Source organism: Planctomycetota bacterium (assembly GCA_016207825.1).
Lineage (GTDB): Bacteria > Planctomycetota > MHYJ01 > JACQXL01 > JACQZI01 > JACQZI01.
On record JACQZI010000032.1, the window covers coordinates 1 to 17,094 of the forward strand.

A 17,094-nucleotide genomic window follows, 5' to 3' on the forward strand; every position below is an offset into this window, starting at 1 on the left:
GAGTTAAGGTTTAAGGGTAACATAATGAATCTGTTTAAGTTTGTTAGCAGAGGTTATCGGAAAGAAAAAGCCATAGCGTAGAGGTAAAACAGCTAATAAACCGAAAGAAGAAACTTATAAAAATTATTCAACAGAGCAGCGGATAGTATACCTATATCATACAGATAGTATGCCTGTATCATGCGGGTAGTATGCCCGCATCATACGGATAGCATGCCCATATCATGGTGATAATATGCCCATACGATATGGATAGTATTGGTGTACGATACGGGCGGCATGGGGGCAGATAGGGGGTGCCACCCACCCCCGTATGTCAGGCTAGAAAGTGTCCAAAATCAGCCAAAAACCGGTTGAATCCCAATTTATTTGACTTTCAGCCCGGCTTTATATACAAAAACAGGGTGAAATTAAGTGATTTTAGAGGATAAGTGGAAGTTAACATATTTCAAAAAGGAAGATAACATTTCACTTTTATGGGACGCAAACTCGCTTTTGTCATTCTTTCGGACGATGAACTGAAGGAATTAAAAGAATTGATGAGGGATTTGGCGCTCAAGAAAAAGTTCCGCATGCGCCTGCGTTGCAATGCTCTATTCATGTCCAACCAGTGTAAAACTGTCCGGCAGATTTCACATGAGTTAAACCGTTCAACCAGAACTGTTTACCAGTGGCTCAAGCGCTATCGCCAAAAAGGCATTGCCGGAATCATGCCCCGGGACTATTCCAGAAAGCTGAACAGGGAACAGTTGCATGAATTATTAAAGGAAAGCCTTTGGTATTTGGTCGGCGCGCATACCAAGGAATTCCATAAGCGCTGGACTTTTCGCGAGATGTCCGAATGGGTTTACAAAAGATGGGATATCACCCTCTCCCCCAACCGCATGAGGCAGATAGTCCGTGAGGCATTGGAAAATGCCGATATGCCGAAAGTGGATAAGAACAGGCATGGCTAAAATAATATCAAAAGTAATTATTTTTGCCTCGGAATTCCGGGAACTGCCCCACTGGCTGACGGATAAACTCCGTTCGTGGAAACCCGAGGCACGCGATAATTTTTTTAACCGTATTCTGCCGCTGGTGGGATACAAGCACGCCGGCAAAGGGATTGCCGGCTTGGGCGCGATGTGGCTATGCGGGGAGAAAGTTGCCGCGACATACCTCAGGGAAAACGACCGACTCATCAAAGGCGGATCTGTCCAAATCACTTCACTGGATAATAAAATGGTTTTTAAGAGCCTTATCAGGAATAAGATTGTTGAATACGGCACGAAGATACTGGATAGCACCTATGACCCGGCAATAATCTCCGAAGGCTCTTATAAACTTAATGAAGCGGTAAACCAATATCTCCTGCCGGAATTTGCGCCTTTCAAAACCGACGGGGAGTCACATATTGATTTTATTACGGAAAAACTACCATCCCCCGCCCAACCTGATAATGCCATCCAATCCTTAGGGCTGGATATTCAGGTTAGCAGGATATAACACGTGTCTCGCGGGAGACTCTGCCCAGCGCCCCCGGCGTAAAGTCTGGTCTCTACTTCGTTTCGTTTATCAGATATTAGGAAGCAATTTTCCCTGGTTTACTTAAGTTAATCAACGATGCAGAATAAATTTTATTTAGCCTTTAACGCTCGCCTTTACCGCGCCCCGGTAATAACCAGCCGGAAGGCTCATTCTTAATTCCACGCATAAAAAACCCGGCTTTACCTTTCGATAAAACCGGGTTTATGGTTTCAGGAGTTAGGGTTATATTTTGCTTCTAAGAGCAAGCACCTTTTTCCACGCCCGTTTTCTCAGGGATTTAAAGAGCACCTCAAACAGCCCAATCAGCATGAGCAACACAATCAGCTTCTCGATAAGGCTGCTCTGGAGCATAAATCCGGCAAACCAGATAAAGGGAGACAGGAACACCCTGGTAACGCCCTTTAAAGTGCTGTTGCCGGCAATCACCGAGGCGACTGACGGGCTATAAAAATAATAAGCATTGACGAACGCCCTGCCTAGGGAATTAGTCTTAAGGTAGTTATCACGGAAGCTCCTTAAGGTGACGAGTTCCTTTGACATCGGCGTTCCATAAGCGGCTGTGGCGATGAAGCATCTTAAGTCGTTATCACTGTCATCTTCATCCAGCCAATCAAGTCCTAGCCCCGGAGCAGAACTTCCGGAAGCGGCTGTCCCGGCGGCGCCAAAGACGCTGAAGCCCGGTGTATCCGCCACGATAATATTGGCATCCGGCACGACTACCTGACTTAAAAGGAGTTCCCATTTTGCGTCTGTTGCGTCGTAACGGTATAGCTTAAGGGTTTCTTCCTCAATAGTAGTGCCATCAACCGTCCCGTCATTATTAGTATCAGCATAATAATAAATAATTTGGGCAGGCTTTAAGAGCGTATAACCGCCGCTTAAGGTTATTTCATGGTATGTGGAAAGGAAAGTTAAACCACCGGCAGAAGGAGCAGCGGCCGGCACCCCAACAGTCACTATAACATCAGTCAGAACCCCGCCATAGGGAATCGTTAAAGTAACTAGTTTATTCCGATTAAGTTTAGCAGTTAAAGACGAACTTATTGGGTTAGTCTGGTAATTGGTGGTTTCTTCTGTTTCCGGCGTTGTCGCTTCAATATAGATGAACACCCTCTTATTTGTCTGCGAGGCATTCCAATCGTCATAGGTAACCACCCCATCGTAATTGGCAAGTGCGACGATTTCGTACCAATGCGCGGCCGTAAGCTGGGTAGCATCTAATTTGGTAATGAAGCCTTCTGCGCCGGCATCCGCCGTGGCAAACGAGGTTATGGCAAGAGCGGTTGTCACCCATTCCGCATTGTTAGGGGCGGTAAGAGCCGGGAGTCCGGTATCCGGCAGCACAATGGCGCCGAGATCACGGTATTTTAGATGTAATGTCGTCGTCAAGGATGTAGGTACGCTGGTTACCTTGACGGTAATATTGCCTTTAACAGTTCTTCTTAAGCCATCCTTATTGCTTCCCGGCACGCCCGGCTGGATAATCGCGACTTTAGGCGTGGGAGAGGCCGTCACGTTTATGGTAACCGTGTCTTCGCCGACCAATCCGGAAACGTCTTCCGTGACGCGGAAGGTTGCGGTATACGAACCTGCGGTTAAATATGTAAATGAGGTGGTCGTTACGACAGGAGAACCGAAATCAAACACGCCATCGCCTTCAAAATCCCATTCGTATTTGGAAATCGTGCCACTCTCGGCAACGGCGCCGGTTCCGCCAAAACTGACCCCTTCCCCAACTTTGATATTCTGGGTGGCCGCCGGGATGGTTATATTGGCGGTCGGTGCGGTGGATAACGGAGCCTGCGCGGTTATGGTAACGCTTGATTTAGTGACCAATCCTGCGCTATCCTGCACCATGACTGTGGCAACATAGGTGCCCGCTTTCGGATAGATATAAATCGCGGTGTTTGTTATCGCAGAAACTGCGGAAACATAGTCATTGACTCCATCAGTATTATAATCCCACAAATATGCTTCAATTTGTCCGGCGCTTGCCGTGGCCGTGGCCACGAAAGTGACAGTAACCGGGGCCGTATCGGTCGGGCTATATGCGCTTAAACCGCTGATGGTCGGAACGCCGGCCGCAGCGGCAACGGTAATAGTAATATCCTTGGTTATCGTTGAACCGTCCGCATAGGTAATCTTCAGCCTGGCGGTATAAGTCCCGGCTGTATCGTATGTGAAGGTGGTATCACCGCTTATATTACTGACAAAATCCGGCCGGAACGTGGTTCCATCATAATTAAAGTCCCATTCAAACTGGACGATCGCACTGCCCGTGCCTAATTGGGCGGTGAAATCAACGCTCAGAGGGCTGGTACCTGTCGTAACGTTTGCGGCCGGTTCGACTATGGTTTTGGCTCCGCCGGCAACGGGGGCACCAGATGGAGTAATCGCCCGTGTGCTCAAAGCGCCGAGAATCGTGACATCGGCATTGGCGGACACCTGGGAGGAGAAAGTTTCGCCGGTTGAGGCACTGCCATTCAGGTTATAAACCACCAGCCAGTTTTCGCTTCCGGCAATCGCAATGGTGCGCGGAGAGCCAAGGGTCATGGTAATTGCGGTATTATCGGTTGCAAAGGTACTTGAGACCAGGATGGTATCACCGGTATCCGATATTCCGTTATCATTGGCGTCCAAGACGAGCCTGACTGCGGCGATATCAGTATTATCATTGGCCGTCCCCGAAGGTGTTACCTTTACTGCGCTGATTGTTGCGTTTTCGGTGCCGGTTGTGACAGATATCTTAAGCTGTAACATGGTCAGGTTAGTGGTTGTGGTAACTTCGCTGGAAGCCGCGGGGTTATAGGTGCCGGCGCTCAAGATGACGGTTGCACCGGAAATCGCGGTGGTCGCCGCACCGACAGTATCTTTCTTTGAGGTATCACCACTGGATGTGGCCACCATAATCAATGTTTTAACAGTGCCGTTGGTAATGGTAGCGTCGGGCGTAACCTCAACCCGTATTATTTTTGTGGCTGCCGAGGCCAAAGACGCGGTCGCCCAGCCTGCACCGGTTACATTTGCGGTAATATCGGTTCCCGCGGCTGCGTCATCGTAATATGTCACAAACCAGCCTGAGCCCCCGGCTGTGCCGGTCAGTGTGAAAACGTCGTTAAAGTTGCCGTCGTTTTCTATGGTGATAAGATAGGTAACAATCTGTGTATTATTGACATTCTGGCTCTTGGTCTGGTTTGTTCCGTCAAGGTTATAGATGCCATTCCCGATATAAGCGCCGTCAGTGCTATTCTTAACCTGCGAATCGACGGAATAAGCGGCATTTACCGTAGTGGTTGCCTTGACCAAATCTTTCTGCGTTAAGCCTGTTTCGGAGGTGGCGCAAATTTCCAGGGTGTTGGATCCGCCTCCGGCAACCGTGCCATCGGGTGTGACTTCGACCCTGATTTCTTTTGAGGCATTCATGGCTAAAGATGCGGTTGCCCAGCCAGCGCCGACGACATTAACGGTTATGTTATTGCCTCCGGCAACGTCATCATAATATGTAATAAACCAGCCGCCGCCTGAAGCCGTGCCGGTAATAGCAAAGGTATCACTGAGATTGCCGTCATTTTGCACCTTGATAAAATACGTTACAACCGCATTATTGTTTACGTTTTGTGCTTCGGTCTGGCTTGCACCGGTCAGGTTATAAACGCCATCACCTGTATAAGTCGCGCCGATAGAGGTCTTAATCTGCGAATCAGGCTTATATACGTTATTTACGGTGGTCGTAGCTTTTACGACGTCCATTTTTGTGGCGTTATCAAAGGAAGTCGCCCAGACAAATGAATTCAGCATCGTAGCGCCGGCTAACGTAAGGTCCGGGGTTATTTCGACGATAATTTCCTTAGAAGCGGTCATTGCCAATGAACCGGTAGACCATCCTGTCCCGACGAAAGCGTTGGTAAGATTGGTGTAGGTAGGTGAATCGTAATAAGTTATATACCAACCCGACCCGCTGGCTGTTCCGGTTAGCGTAAAGGCATCCGAAACATTGCCATCATTTTGAATCTTGACATAATAGGTAACGGTCGCCATATTATCCAGCGCTTGCGCCTTGGTTTGGCCGGTGCCATCAAGATTGTAAATATCATCACCGATATAAGACGGGTCACCATCGTTTTTAATCTGGAGATCTGTTTTATTAGTTTCATTTACCGTTGTGGTTGCTTTTAGAACATCTTTCTTACTGGTATCCCCCAAAGAGGTTAACCACATTAAGGTGTCCAAAGAAGTTCCGCCGGCAACGGTTAAGTCCGGGGTTACTTCCACCCTAACTTCTTTTGAGTTATCACGCGCCACCGGGCCGAAATTCCAGCCTAATCCGATTACGCTTGCGGTAATATCATTCCCGCCGGTTGTTGCGTCGTAATACGTAATCCACCATCCCGCACCACTTGCGGGACCTGTTATGGTGAATCCATCAGCGGTATTCCCGTCATTTTCCATTTTTAGCAAATAAGTTACAATCTCGTTGCGCTCAACCGCCTGGGCTTTGGTTTGTCCGGTTCCATCCAGGTTATAGAGATTGTCACCCGCATAGGCAGGGTCACCTATCTCACCATCAACCTTATACATATTGTTAACGGTTGTGGTGGCAACGACCATATCGCAAATATTTGTCGCAGTGCTTGCGCATGACCACACTGAAATAGCTTTTAAATCTCCACCGGCTACCGTGGTTATAGGTTCCACTTCCGCCCTGATTTCCAAAGCCTGGCCCTTTGCAATAAGATTATACCATCCGCCGGCAATTATATCAGCCGTAATGGGATTGCCATTAGTTTTGGCATCATAATAAGTCACCCACCATCCCGCACTGCTGGCAGTCCCGGTTACGCTGTAGCCATAATCACCATTACCGTCATTTTCGATTTTTATATGGTATGTAACAATCTCGTTATTATCGACACTCTGCGCAACGCTTTGAGAACCGTCAGTAGTATAATCATCATCACCGACATAGCCCGGTGCTGATTTCTTTTCAATTTGATTATCAACGGTGCTTAGTGCATTTACTGTGGTGGTACAGACGACTACATCGCTAAAATTTGTGGAAGTACTTGCCGTGGTCCAGATTGTAATGACCTTTTCTTGTCCTCCCATCAAGGTGCTGTCAGGAGTAACTTCAGCCCTTATTTCCATATAACCGCCTGCTCGCGTAATAATTTCATAAAGCCCGATACCGGTTATTTCAGCCGTAATATCGGTCCCTGTCGGGGCGTTATAGTATGTAATCCACCAACCATCACTGCCATCACCCGTTGTTCCGGTAACACTGTAGGCATAATCTCCGTTGCTGTCGCTTTCGACTTTAAAGTAGTATGTAACTATGTCGTTATTGTCTACTCCCTGGGTCGTCGTCTGTGATGTTCCGGTAGTATTATAAGTTCCATCACCCGTATATGAAGGATCACCGCTGTTTTTAATCTGGGCATCCGGTTTTACCACGGTGTTTGCGGTTGTAGTTGCGATAACCCAATCACAAATATTTGTGTCAGTTGTTACCATAGCCCAAAATATAATATCTTTTTCTTCACCACCAAGAACTGTTATATCATGAGTAACTCCGACAGTAACTGTGATTGAACTGCCCTGGGCAATAGACGGAGTTAACCAACCGCTGGGATTGTTGATATTTGAAGTAATATCTCCCGTGCCTGCTTCATAATAAGTAATCCACCAGCCGCTGCCGCTGGCCGCAGAACTGCTAACACTGTATTGATAGTCACCGGTTATGCCATCATTTTGAATTACTATGTTATACGTTACCACGCCATTATAATCCCCACTTCCGGTTACGGATTGTTCAGTCGGATAGGTTTGCCCATCGCCGACAGGACCGGGAAAAGCAGCGTCTTCTATTTGCAAGTCAACATCAGCCGCCCAAACATTTCCGGCAAAGGCGCCTGTTATTAATAGTATTATTGCGATGCCTACCGCAGTGCCCAGCGTCTGTTTCGTACGTGTTAAAATCATAATACTCCTCCTTTTAAGCATATATTAAAACTGAGTAAATTGCATTATCAATATATGCTGATTATAAAAATGTGTCAAATAAAAACAAATAATGTTTAGCTTTTTTGTGCTATACAACCACTTGAAATTATAGTGAGTAAGAAATGACCAGGAAGAATTTATATAAAAGAAACATGCTATTTTTGTTCGCCGGCGAGTATTTTAAAATAGCGCTCCAGCCATTCCTGGTATTCAATGGTAAAATCCTGCGATTTGGACAGCAAAATAGCGTCACGAACTTTGGGAGGCAGAGTCCCCCAGCGGTCAGTTTCCCCGCCGACGTGTTGCCCGACTCCGGGAGGAGGCGCACTTGCTTCATACGGCTGTGTGGCCGGGTTGGATGCCTTCGGCTGCGGTTTATTCTGTTGCTGTTGTTGCTGTTTCTTTTGCTGTTGCTGGCTGGATTGGCTTTGCTGCTGCATTTCACGAGCCAGCTTAATGAGTTTGGTGATATCATCTATCGCATTTTTCTGTTTGGTTTGGATTCCCTTAAGCATTTTCTCAAGATTCTCAACTGCTTCCTTTTGTTTTTTGATTATTTCATCAACAGTTAGTTTGGCTTCTTCCTGTTTTTCAATTGCTTTCCAGTCGCTTGTTGTTGAAAGACCATCTGCCGCATCAAGCATTTTATCCTGTATTTTTTTCAATATATCAAGAACATCGGCTTCTTCCGACAATGTTTCCGGTTTAAGCTGGTTGTTGAGTTCGTCAATATTTTCATCAATTTCCTTCTTTTTGGTTTCAATATCGCTCTCAGCAAAGACGATTCCGGCTGACATGCATAAAATCAGTAGAATCGTGAAGCGTGTTTTTAACATATTTATTCTCCTTCTTCTTCCTTCGGCATTTCGCGTTTTTCTTCCTCGGCGGCTTTAATAAGCCGTTCGGTAAAGCCTTTGGTTAATTCATATAGATGTAACTGTTCGGCGCTCAGGCGCTGGGCAAGTTTTTTCTGAAGTATATCAAATTCCTTTGTCCCTTCTTTGACGTTTTTCCCGTAAAAATCCCTAGTCCTGTTCAAAAGATGCTCTTCCATAGTCCTGAGCATTTTAAGTTCGGCGACATCCGGCAAAAGCTTCGGCTTACCGCCGCCTCCTCCACCGCCGCCCCCGCCGCCCGATTTCATCTTGGATTTTTCCGATTTCAGGGCATCAATCAGTTCTTTTAATTTATTTACAATGTCCTGTTCAATTCCCTGGGTATATTCATCGGTGCGTTGCTCATTATCCAATAATGTTTTAACCGTGGACATGTCGTCGACGACCGTCTTTAAAACCCAAGAAAATACCGCCGAATCTTCCTTTAGCAGCTTTTCGATTACCTCCGATGTTTCTTTAACCAGCTCATCCTGGCTTTGGGCTACTTTTTTGAGGTTGATTAATTCGGCTCTTGATAATTCCTTCTCCTTTGTTTTAACATCCTCCAGTCGGATTGTTTCCGCGTTGATTTCTTCCTGTTTGCTGATAATCCGCCCGAGCATCTGGTCTATTTTTTCAAGGAGTTGTTGTTTTTGCTGCTGGGCAAGCGCTTCTTTTTTACGCGCTAATTCTTCATACATTCTTTCCAGTTCTTCAATAGCTTCCTGCTCTTCTGACTGCGCCTGTTGGGGAGAACTTTTGGACATGCTTTCGGATGCAGATTTCATTTGCTCGGAAGCTTTTTTAGCCTGCTCGCTTGCCTTTGGCTCATTTTTGGATTTGGCATCCTCGGCAAGTTTCTTGGTTTGCTCTTCAATTTCCTGCTGGCGGCGTTTTAGTCTTTCAAGCTGGCGTTTTTCCTCGTCGGTTAAGGTGCGATTTTTAAGTTTTTCCAGTTCATCCTTGGCTTTGGCAAGTTCGTTTTCGGCGTTTTTCTGGTTTTCCTGGGCTTCTTGTTTTTGCTCCCGGCTTGATTCCGGTGATTTAGAGCCCTGCTTCAAGCTATCCGAAGCCTTTGACATCTGCGACGATGCATTCTGTGAATTTTCGGAAGCCTTGCTCATTCCCTGTTTAGTCTGCTGGCTTGCATTAGGCTGGTTTGAAAGCTTCTGAAGCTGTTTAGAAAGCGCATCAGCCTGTTCGGACAGCTCTTTTTGCGTTTGGGCCAACTCGTCAAGCTTTTTCGTATCATCAAGCTTATCAAGTTCTTTAAGGAGCTCCTCCAATGATTTCTCCGCATTTTTTAACGAATCAATAGATTTTTCCTGTTGATTATTTGCCTGATTGGTGTTATTTTGAGAAAGGCTTTGTTTTGCCTGGCTCATTTCCTGCGACGCCTGGTTAGTCTGCTGTGCGGCATTTTGAGACGATTCCTGTGTTTTGGGCGGATAAAATGGGGATGATTGCATCTGCTCGGAAATCTTTTTTAGGTCATCATGCAAACCATTTGCCTGGTCATTGAGTTTTTCCTGTTTGTCGGCGACATTCTGGAATTTTTCATGTTCCGGATTGGCCAGTTGTGTTCTCAAAGCATCCAGCGTTTCTTTGGCATCTTTCAAGTCATTCAAAGCTTTGACTTGTTCCGGTTCGGCGGTTTTGGAATCGTCCGCCTTAAACTTTTGCTGGGCGCTATTCATGTTTTGCGCAGCTGAACCGGTTTGTGCCGAAGATTTCGTCAACGCCTGTTTCATAGCCGGTTGTCCGGAAGATTGCCCGCTTGATTTCATTTCCTGGGATAATTTATTCGTTTCTTCCTGAAGTTTATTCTGTATTTCGGCCAGGCGTCCTGACTGGTCTTCTGTGTTTTTAGCCAGTTCCTCAGACATTTTTTGCATGGCATCGCGCACTTTTTCCATGTTTTTTAAGGCGTCACCCTGATTTTGCATTGCCTGATCGTATGATTCATCATTCAAGTTTTGCGCAGCCGAATCGGTGTTTTCCAGGCTTTTATTCATCGATTCAATTGCTTTGTTCTTATCTTCCTTGGGCAAAGGAAGCTTGTTAATTAGTGAACTGATTTTATCGGCATGCTTTGTTATATTTTTCTGCTGTTCGGTTAATTCTTCAGGCTTTGCTTTGTTTGGATTGCCGGAAGCCTTTTCGGTTTCATTCATTAGTGATTTTTGTGCCTGCATAAGGTTATTTAACTGTTTCAGCGCATCATCAAGCCCATGTTCGGTTTGTTGCAACGCCTTGTTTTCATTGAGTGCCGCAGCCTGTTGGTTGACAAGTTTATCAAGTTTATTTATAAAATTGGTCAATTCTTTCAAGTCGCCCTGTTCTATGTTTTTAGTTTCATCAAGAAGTTTTTCCTGTTCCTTTATTAAATCAGCGATTTTCTGTTTGGCTTTTTCAATATCCTTCTTGTTGTCTGAAAGCGTTGGCTGGAGGACTTCCTGCCTTAATTTTTTTTGCTCCGCCATCAAGCGCTCGATATTCTGAATTGCATCGTTTATCTGCTGATCCTCCGCCGGATTAGTTTTTTTTGTATCATCAAGTATTTTTTGTTCTTCGCTTTTCAGGCGGTCCGTTTCTTTCATCAAAGATTCAAGCGCTTTGATTTTTTCCTCAATATCCTTCGCGCCCATTTTATCTTCCAGGAAACCAAGTAATATTTCCAGTTCACCGGTCACTTCCTCGCCTTTTGAAATGGCCTTGCCGACCAATTTATTTTCCAGCAAGGTGAGTATTTCGTTAACATCATCAGCGACAAGGTCTTTTTTGAGTATCTCGATTGCCTGAAGCAGTTTTTCTGCATAGTATGGCTGAATTTCTTTCAATTTGTCCGCAATCCGGCGCATCTTGGCTTCAAGGTTACGTAAATCATCAGCGGCCTCCTTTTGCCGGTCAATAGCGCTTTTAAGTTTGCCTTCAGGGGACTGCGCATAAAGCAGCGGGCTCAAAAGGAGCAGAATCAAAAGACAGGTGATTTTCTTCATAAATAAGTCCTTTTCATTCTTTTAATTCCTGGATGATTTTATTTTGTTTCTGAAGTAATTCTCGAACTACCCGTACTACTTCCTGGTAATCTTCCCATTCCTCCATTTTGGCAAGAGCTTCCCCCAAGTTTTGGATAACTTGTGACTGGAAATCGAGCACGCCGTTGTAGATAGTTTCGCGACGTGAAGGATCCGGCAAATTCGCCAGTTTGCTGATTGCATCGGAAGCCTGGGTGGATTTGTTTTCACCGGCATCTTTGATAAGCCCGTTTATTAATTTCAGCTTATCTGAAGTAGTCGTATCCCATAATTTATTTATGACTATATCGCTGATAATTTCGTCAAATTCCTTGCCAACCCGATCCAGGATTTGGACAATTCTGCGTTGTTCGGTCTGGTTTTTCTGAAGGCAGCGTTTTTCAGGCTGGCTAAATGCTTCGTTATCAAGCAAGGTGTCTTTGCTTTTAACAAACTCATCTTTTATTTCTGTCTGGAGCTGCAGCGTTTTTTTGACCTCTTCTTTAATCCGCAACTCGATTTCCTCTATTCTTTTCTGCAATTGGGCGGCGTCGACAATCATGAACTTGAATTCGCGCGTACGCGTGATATTTGTGGCGGATATGGCGCAATTATCTTCCGCTTCAATCTGATAACCGATAACATCCCCTTCTTTAACACCCGTTTCGACGATATTGAAAATATAATTAGATTCGATTCTCGGCGAACCGTAGGGCACACCATTATGCCTATCGGTTAGGAGTACGGATTTTTCTTCGGGAGCCTCGCGGTTCTGTATTTTATAGAATAAGGAAATCCGGTTGACGCCGTAATCATCCGTCGTCAATAATATTACCGGCACTTCAGCATTAGACGTAACCTGTTTGGCGTCTTTTTTAGGCTCAATGATTTTAATCGTTGGGGCTGTATCGGCAATCGCCTTAATAGGATAGCGAACAGATTCCAGGTTTTCCAGTCCATTCTGCGCCTTCAGGGAAATAATATATTCGGCAGCACTGCCCACCTTCAATGCCATTGACATTTTTTTAGGTTCATTCAGGATGTCGTTTTCGATGGCAATTTCCCTAAGGTCGCTTTCACCCAATAGCAATTTTGCCGAAGTCAAAGGGATATTCGCGAAGGCAATAAGTTTTACATCGGTTCCGTATGGGGCATGTATTAATCCGCCTTCTTCCGGCTGGCTAGCCGGGGTGTTCGACAGTTTAGTATATGGGGGATAATCATACCAAGCCTGGATTTTTTCCAGGCGTGGCGGCGTCAATACCTGGATTGTTTTAGGGTCGGTTCGATCATCGCCACCTTGGACATAAAACGTAAAACTATTATGCACCTGCCGGAAATCGTAAGTGAATTTTTTATCGTCATTCTCATCGGCGCCCATTCTTTCCCATCCGGATTCCCCTGTTTCAAATTCATAATAAACGTATACTTTTTTCGGAGACCCCTTACGTGCTAAGACGGTCAGATTAAAATCCTGCCCTTTTGCAATAACCTCACTTTTGATGCTTACTTCCAACATGGTTTTTTTAGGCCAGCGGGCATCGCCGATTAACATGCGGTTAAACCAGATATTTGCATACGAAGGATAAAAACTGCAGTATAAAACAATTATCACCAGGAGCGATCCGGCAACGGCAAAAAGTTTCGCCATCTGCTGCGTGCTTATTATTTTACTGAAATCCAATGGTGTGGCAACCTCATTTGCTTCAGTGACTAAAAGGCGGATTAATTCAGGGGAATTGCACCCATGGGGATTTTCCAGTGTTTTGCCCAATTGAAGAGAGCTAATCAGGCGCTCTTTAAGTTCAGGGTAAAATCTCTCCACGCATATCGCAATGTCTTCGTCTGTTATCGGTTTCCTCAAAGGGTATGCCAAATACTTGAACACAAAATAAACCAAGGTGATAAATCCGATAACAAGGAATGAAATTCTTACGCCTTTCGGCAGGTCTGGAACAGACCAATCAATGATAAATGTTGCAATGCTAAAAACCGCCAGGAAAATGACGGAATGTATCAAACCGTTTATCCAAAAAACGCGCCTGATGCGGTTTCGAACTTGTCCAAGCCGTTCAGATATTGCCGGTAATAACATGTCAGTTTTTCTCCTTCACCTCAAATGCCAATGGCGCTGATTCTATAACGCCCTGCCAGATTTTCATCTTGGAAACTTCTGCAGTATTTGGTGCAGCCGCTCCGTAGATTACCCTTAAAACATATTTTCCGGGTAGAGTAAATATATTTCCGCCCTGGCATTCAAACGCATATGGCGAATCTTTCGGAAACGTAAACCAGCCATTCCGTGACTGCAACCCACACGGTTCACCGATGGAATCCTTTAAGATATTCAAGCGGCTATAAAACACTTTGCCGTTCGGGGCAGTAACATTCAACAGTAGATAAGATGTATCAGCAGCAAAAGAGGTAAACCACATATCCTTATTTCTATTTAAAACCTGGATCTTTAATTTCAAATCATCCCCTGCCGTATATGTGATTTTATCCGGAATAATCATAATTACCGGATTACAAACATTTTTATCATTTCCTGATAATTTATTAAGGGTTAAGATATTCTTTGGTATCGGCTGGAGCGGTGCGCGGTTTAAACCCGCAAGGGTTTGGAAGCCTGCGGTGACCTCAACCGTTCCGTTCTCATTCCCGAATTCAACTACGCCCTCTGTTACCTCAAGCAAGGTCGTTTCGGAAGCAACCTTAATATAAAATTTCGTCCCGGTTACTTTGACCGAAGCGAACGGGGTTTTTACGAAGAAACCATCGGGTCTTTTCTCGTTTATTTCAATTTCCATCTCGCCGATTGCCACTTCCAGTATATTTTTAGCGACAAACTTGAACTGGTTATATCCCATAATCTTGACGCTGCCAAAACCCAGGCGAAGCGCCGCAACCGTCCCTTCGCTGGAAACTAACTCCTGCTTTACCTTAACACTGATATTATTGCCAAAATCAATCCCGCCGCTTTTTATCATTCCTTTTTCAATGCTTGAAATTGCCGCGACTGCGTCATTATTGCTTACGGGGAATTGCAATGTGAAGTAAGAAACGATACCCACTAACACGAGCGCCGCTATACTGCCGGCCACTAACAATCTATATTTGAACCGTACACCTTTGGATGCCGATAGGCATGAAGAAGAATCATTAATCCTATCTAAAACGGTTTGCCATACATCGCCAGACACAGCGAACTTATCCGAAAATTCATAATCAGACAATAATTCAGGAATATCTTTATATTTTTTCATACACACTGTTCTTGTATGATTAAACCGCTGAGGTTCTGAATAGTATATAGATATTTTCGTATTTATTTTTTTATTTCGGTGTGTTTATTCCACCAATCATTCCAAAGCCCATTAACCATCTCGGGATCCTGTTTTTCTTTTGGGCGGTTTCCGATAACAACCGCAATTTCCTGCTTTTTCCCTTCCCGAACTAATGTTAAGTTAACTCTCGTTCCGGGGGATGTGGATTTCAACGTTTCCGCCCAATCATTTATACTTTCAAACCCTTTATCATTCAAGGCAATTATTATATCATTTGCTTTTATGCCATACTTTTCAGCCGGCTGATCCGGAATCAAGCTGCTGACCATTATGCCGCAACCTTCTTTTATATGTTCGGTAACAGCAGGGGCATTTATTTCCAACTGGTTCATATAAATCCCAAGCCAACCGGTTTGTTGAATCAAGAAAGAAGGCACTATTTCCGAAAGTATGTAACGCAAACGCATTTTCACTTCCGCATCACTGGTATTGAGGATTTTCAAAGCCTCCGGCACGACGATTTTCCCCATCCGGACAAGCTTTTTAGTGGCATTTTCCCTTTTTTCCCAATCATCATCGGCAAGTTGCGCCAATAATTCCGGAACATATTTCGCAATATCGTTGAATTCCGCTTCCAACCCGGATTTTGTTATTACAACTCCGGTAAGCGGCGTGCTGCTTATCGGGCTTATTTTCTCGCCATCAATCGGCGCATTGATTGTATAACTCACCTTAAGCTTCTTTCCAAATGCATCAACAGAATGGATTTTAACCTCATAGCCGGTGCTCGTACATTCCCCTCCGGTTACGATTAAAACCTCATCTATCGCAAAATCAACATTCGGTTTATTTTCCAGGTTATTATCTTTGCAAAAAGCATCCCATTTTTCACTATCGCGGATTACAATCTTTTCGACTTTTTTATATACCGATTGCTCCGTGGAAAACCCGCCTTTGATTTCCACGGATTTAGCGTTTTGCGCCTCCCCATTTGTGCTGCTAAAGACACAAAACAAAAGGCAGGCGATGAAAATAATACGTTTCATATTACTTCTCCCAACACCACCGTATCAACGATACAAAAAAATTGTATTACTGTCAACGAATAGGCAGATGGATTCAGCATATCGTTTCCAACAACTTTTTAATCGTAACTTTAAATAATGGATGCCTTAATCCGGGTGCGATTTGGGCAAGCGGCTGTAAAACAAACGCCCTTTCGTGCATTCTCGGGTGCGGTATGGTCAGGCCGCGCATTTTTACGATTCTCTTGCCGTATAAAAGGACATCGATATCTATTATCCTTGGCCCCCATCTATGTACTCGAACCCGCCCCATTCGTTTTTCTATGCCCTTAAGCAGTTTCAATAATTGTTCCGGGGAAAACACCGTCCGGATTTTGACCGCGGCATTGATAAAATCCGGCTGGTTAATAAATCCCACAGGCTTGGTTTTATAAAAGCGTGATCGGCGCAAAATCTGGATGCCGGCTTCTTCCATCAAACGGATTGCCTTTGAGATGTTGTATTTTTTTCTTCCCAGATTGCTGCCTAAACCAAGATACGCCGTGTTTTCAAGCATAACGCTAATGAGATTCCGGCTCCCCGGTCAGTTTCGGCTGGGTCCGGTATTTCGGGAAGAGACGAACTAAAAATGTGAACGGCCCGCTTAACGTATAGACCAAAAACGCCACTATCAGCGTTTCTTCCGTCCTGAAATACATAAGCAAAACCACCAGCGTTATCTGGACCAGTTGCATAAAGCGGTGTTTGGATTTAATCAACCGGTTTAAAGGATGCATATACCGCATCCGGCTGACCATGAGAAATGCCAGGATAAGCGTGACAAACGGCAGCAAAAGCGGGATTATTTCACTGCGATAAACATTATATGGCAAATCAGGCTCTTCATGGAAAATAATTATTGCCATAAGCATTCCGGCAGCGCCGGGCGTCGGCAATCCCGCAAAATATTCATGCGCGTCAAAACCCTTGCCTGTTTCCACGTTGTAGCGCGCCAAACGCAAAGCGGCGCATGCAACATAAAATGCGCAAATGACAAAAGTAAATTTATATGATATGAAATGGGTGCCGGTCCTGTGGATGATTGAATAAGCTAAAAATGCCGGTGCAATCCCGAAGGTTACGACATCGGCTAGCGAATCCAGTTGTGCGCCGAATTGGCTTGCGGATTTCGTAGCGCGCGCAATCAAGCCGTCCAGCCCGTCAAATACCACCATCCCGACAAAGACAAGCTGTGCCGCTTGCAGGTAATTCCCCTTAACCGCATAAGTCAGCGCACCGAATCCGCACAGGAGATTTCCCAGCGTAAAAAGCGTAGGTAAAATCGCCACGCGGCTCAACTTTTTAGGCTTAAATTTCATAA

The 17,094-nt window shown here is 45.0% G+C and carries 10 protein-coding genes; 2 read left to right on the forward strand and 8 right to left on the reverse strand.

Going from position 1 to position 17,094, the window contains the following annotated elements:
• Positions 1 to 476 precede the first annotated feature (476 nt).
• Together HY811_10985 and HY811_10990 are read left to right on the forward strand one after the other, a co-directional pair.
• Complete coding sequence (locus HY811_10985; protein ID MBI4835323.1) at positions 477 to 956, forward strand: helix-turn-helix domain-containing protein; 480 nt, start codon at positions 477 to 479, stop codon at positions 954 to 956.
• Positions 949 to 1,488, forward strand: coding sequence for a hypothetical protein (locus HY811_10990; protein ID MBI4835324.1), 540 nt, complete (start codon positions 949 to 951; stop codon positions 1,486 to 1,488). Before HY811_10985 ends, HY811_10990 begins: the two co-directional genes overlap by 8 nt.
• Before the next feature lie 264 nt (positions 1,489 to 1,752).
• Here the strand turns inward: HY811_10990 and HY811_10995 are convergent, their stop codons facing one another.
• The 8 genes from HY811_10995 to pssA all read right to left on the reverse strand — a co-directional run bounded on the left by HY811_10995 (position 1,753) and on the right by pssA (position 17,092).
• Positions 1,753 to 7,509 carry a PKD domain-containing protein gene (locus tag HY811_10995; protein MBI4835325.1) on the reverse strand — a complete coding sequence of 1,919 codons (5,757 nt, stop codon included), beginning with the start codon at positions 7,507 to 7,509 and terminating at the stop codon, positions 1,753 to 1,755.
• Positions 7,510 to 7,685: 176 nt separating this feature from the next.
• Complete coding sequence (locus HY811_11000; GenBank protein MBI4835326.1) at positions 7,686 to 8,366, reverse strand: hypothetical protein; 681 nt, start codon at positions 8,364 to 8,366, stop codon at positions 7,686 to 7,688.
• 2 nt (positions 8,367 to 8,368) lie between these two features.
• Positions 8,369 to 11,404, reverse strand: a complete 3,036-nt coding sequence (locus tag HY811_11005) for a hypothetical protein (protein MBI4835327.1) — start codon at positions 11,402 to 11,404, stop codon at positions 8,369 to 8,371.
• A 13-nt stretch (positions 11,405 to 11,417) separates the two neighbouring features.
• On the reverse strand, positions 11,418 to 13,517 hold the full coding sequence (locus tag HY811_11010; GenBank protein ID MBI4835328.1) for a hypothetical protein: 2,100 nt from the start codon (positions 13,515 to 13,517) through the stop codon (positions 11,418 to 11,420).
• Between the two features lies 1 nt (position 13,518).
• Positions 13,519 to 14,688, reverse strand: a complete 1,170-nt coding sequence (locus tag HY811_11015; protein MBI4835329.1) for a FecR domain-containing protein — start codon at positions 14,686 to 14,688, stop codon at positions 13,519 to 13,521.
• A 62-nt stretch (positions 14,689 to 14,750) separates the two neighbouring features.
• On the reverse strand, positions 14,751 to 15,755 hold the full coding sequence (locus HY811_11020) for a PDZ domain-containing protein (protein ID MBI4835330.1): 1,005 nt from the start codon (positions 15,753 to 15,755) through the stop codon (positions 14,751 to 14,753).
• Between the two features lie 73 nt (positions 15,756 to 15,828).
• The gene (gene folK, locus HY811_11025) at positions 15,829 to 16,290 is read right to left on the reverse strand and encodes a 2-amino-4-hydroxy-6-hydroxymethyldihydropteridine diphosphokinase (protein MBI4835331.1); all 462 of its coding nucleotides are present in this window, start codon (positions 16,288 to 16,290) and stop codon (positions 15,829 to 15,831) included.
• Positions 16,291 to 16,294: 4 nt separating this feature from the next.
• Positions 16,295 to 17,092, reverse strand: coding sequence for a CDP-diacylglycerol--serine O-phosphatidyltransferase (pssA, locus tag HY811_11030; protein MBI4835332.1), 798 nt, complete (start codon positions 17,090 to 17,092; stop codon positions 16,295 to 16,297).
• Between the last annotated feature and the right edge of the window lie 2 nt (positions 17,093 to 17,094).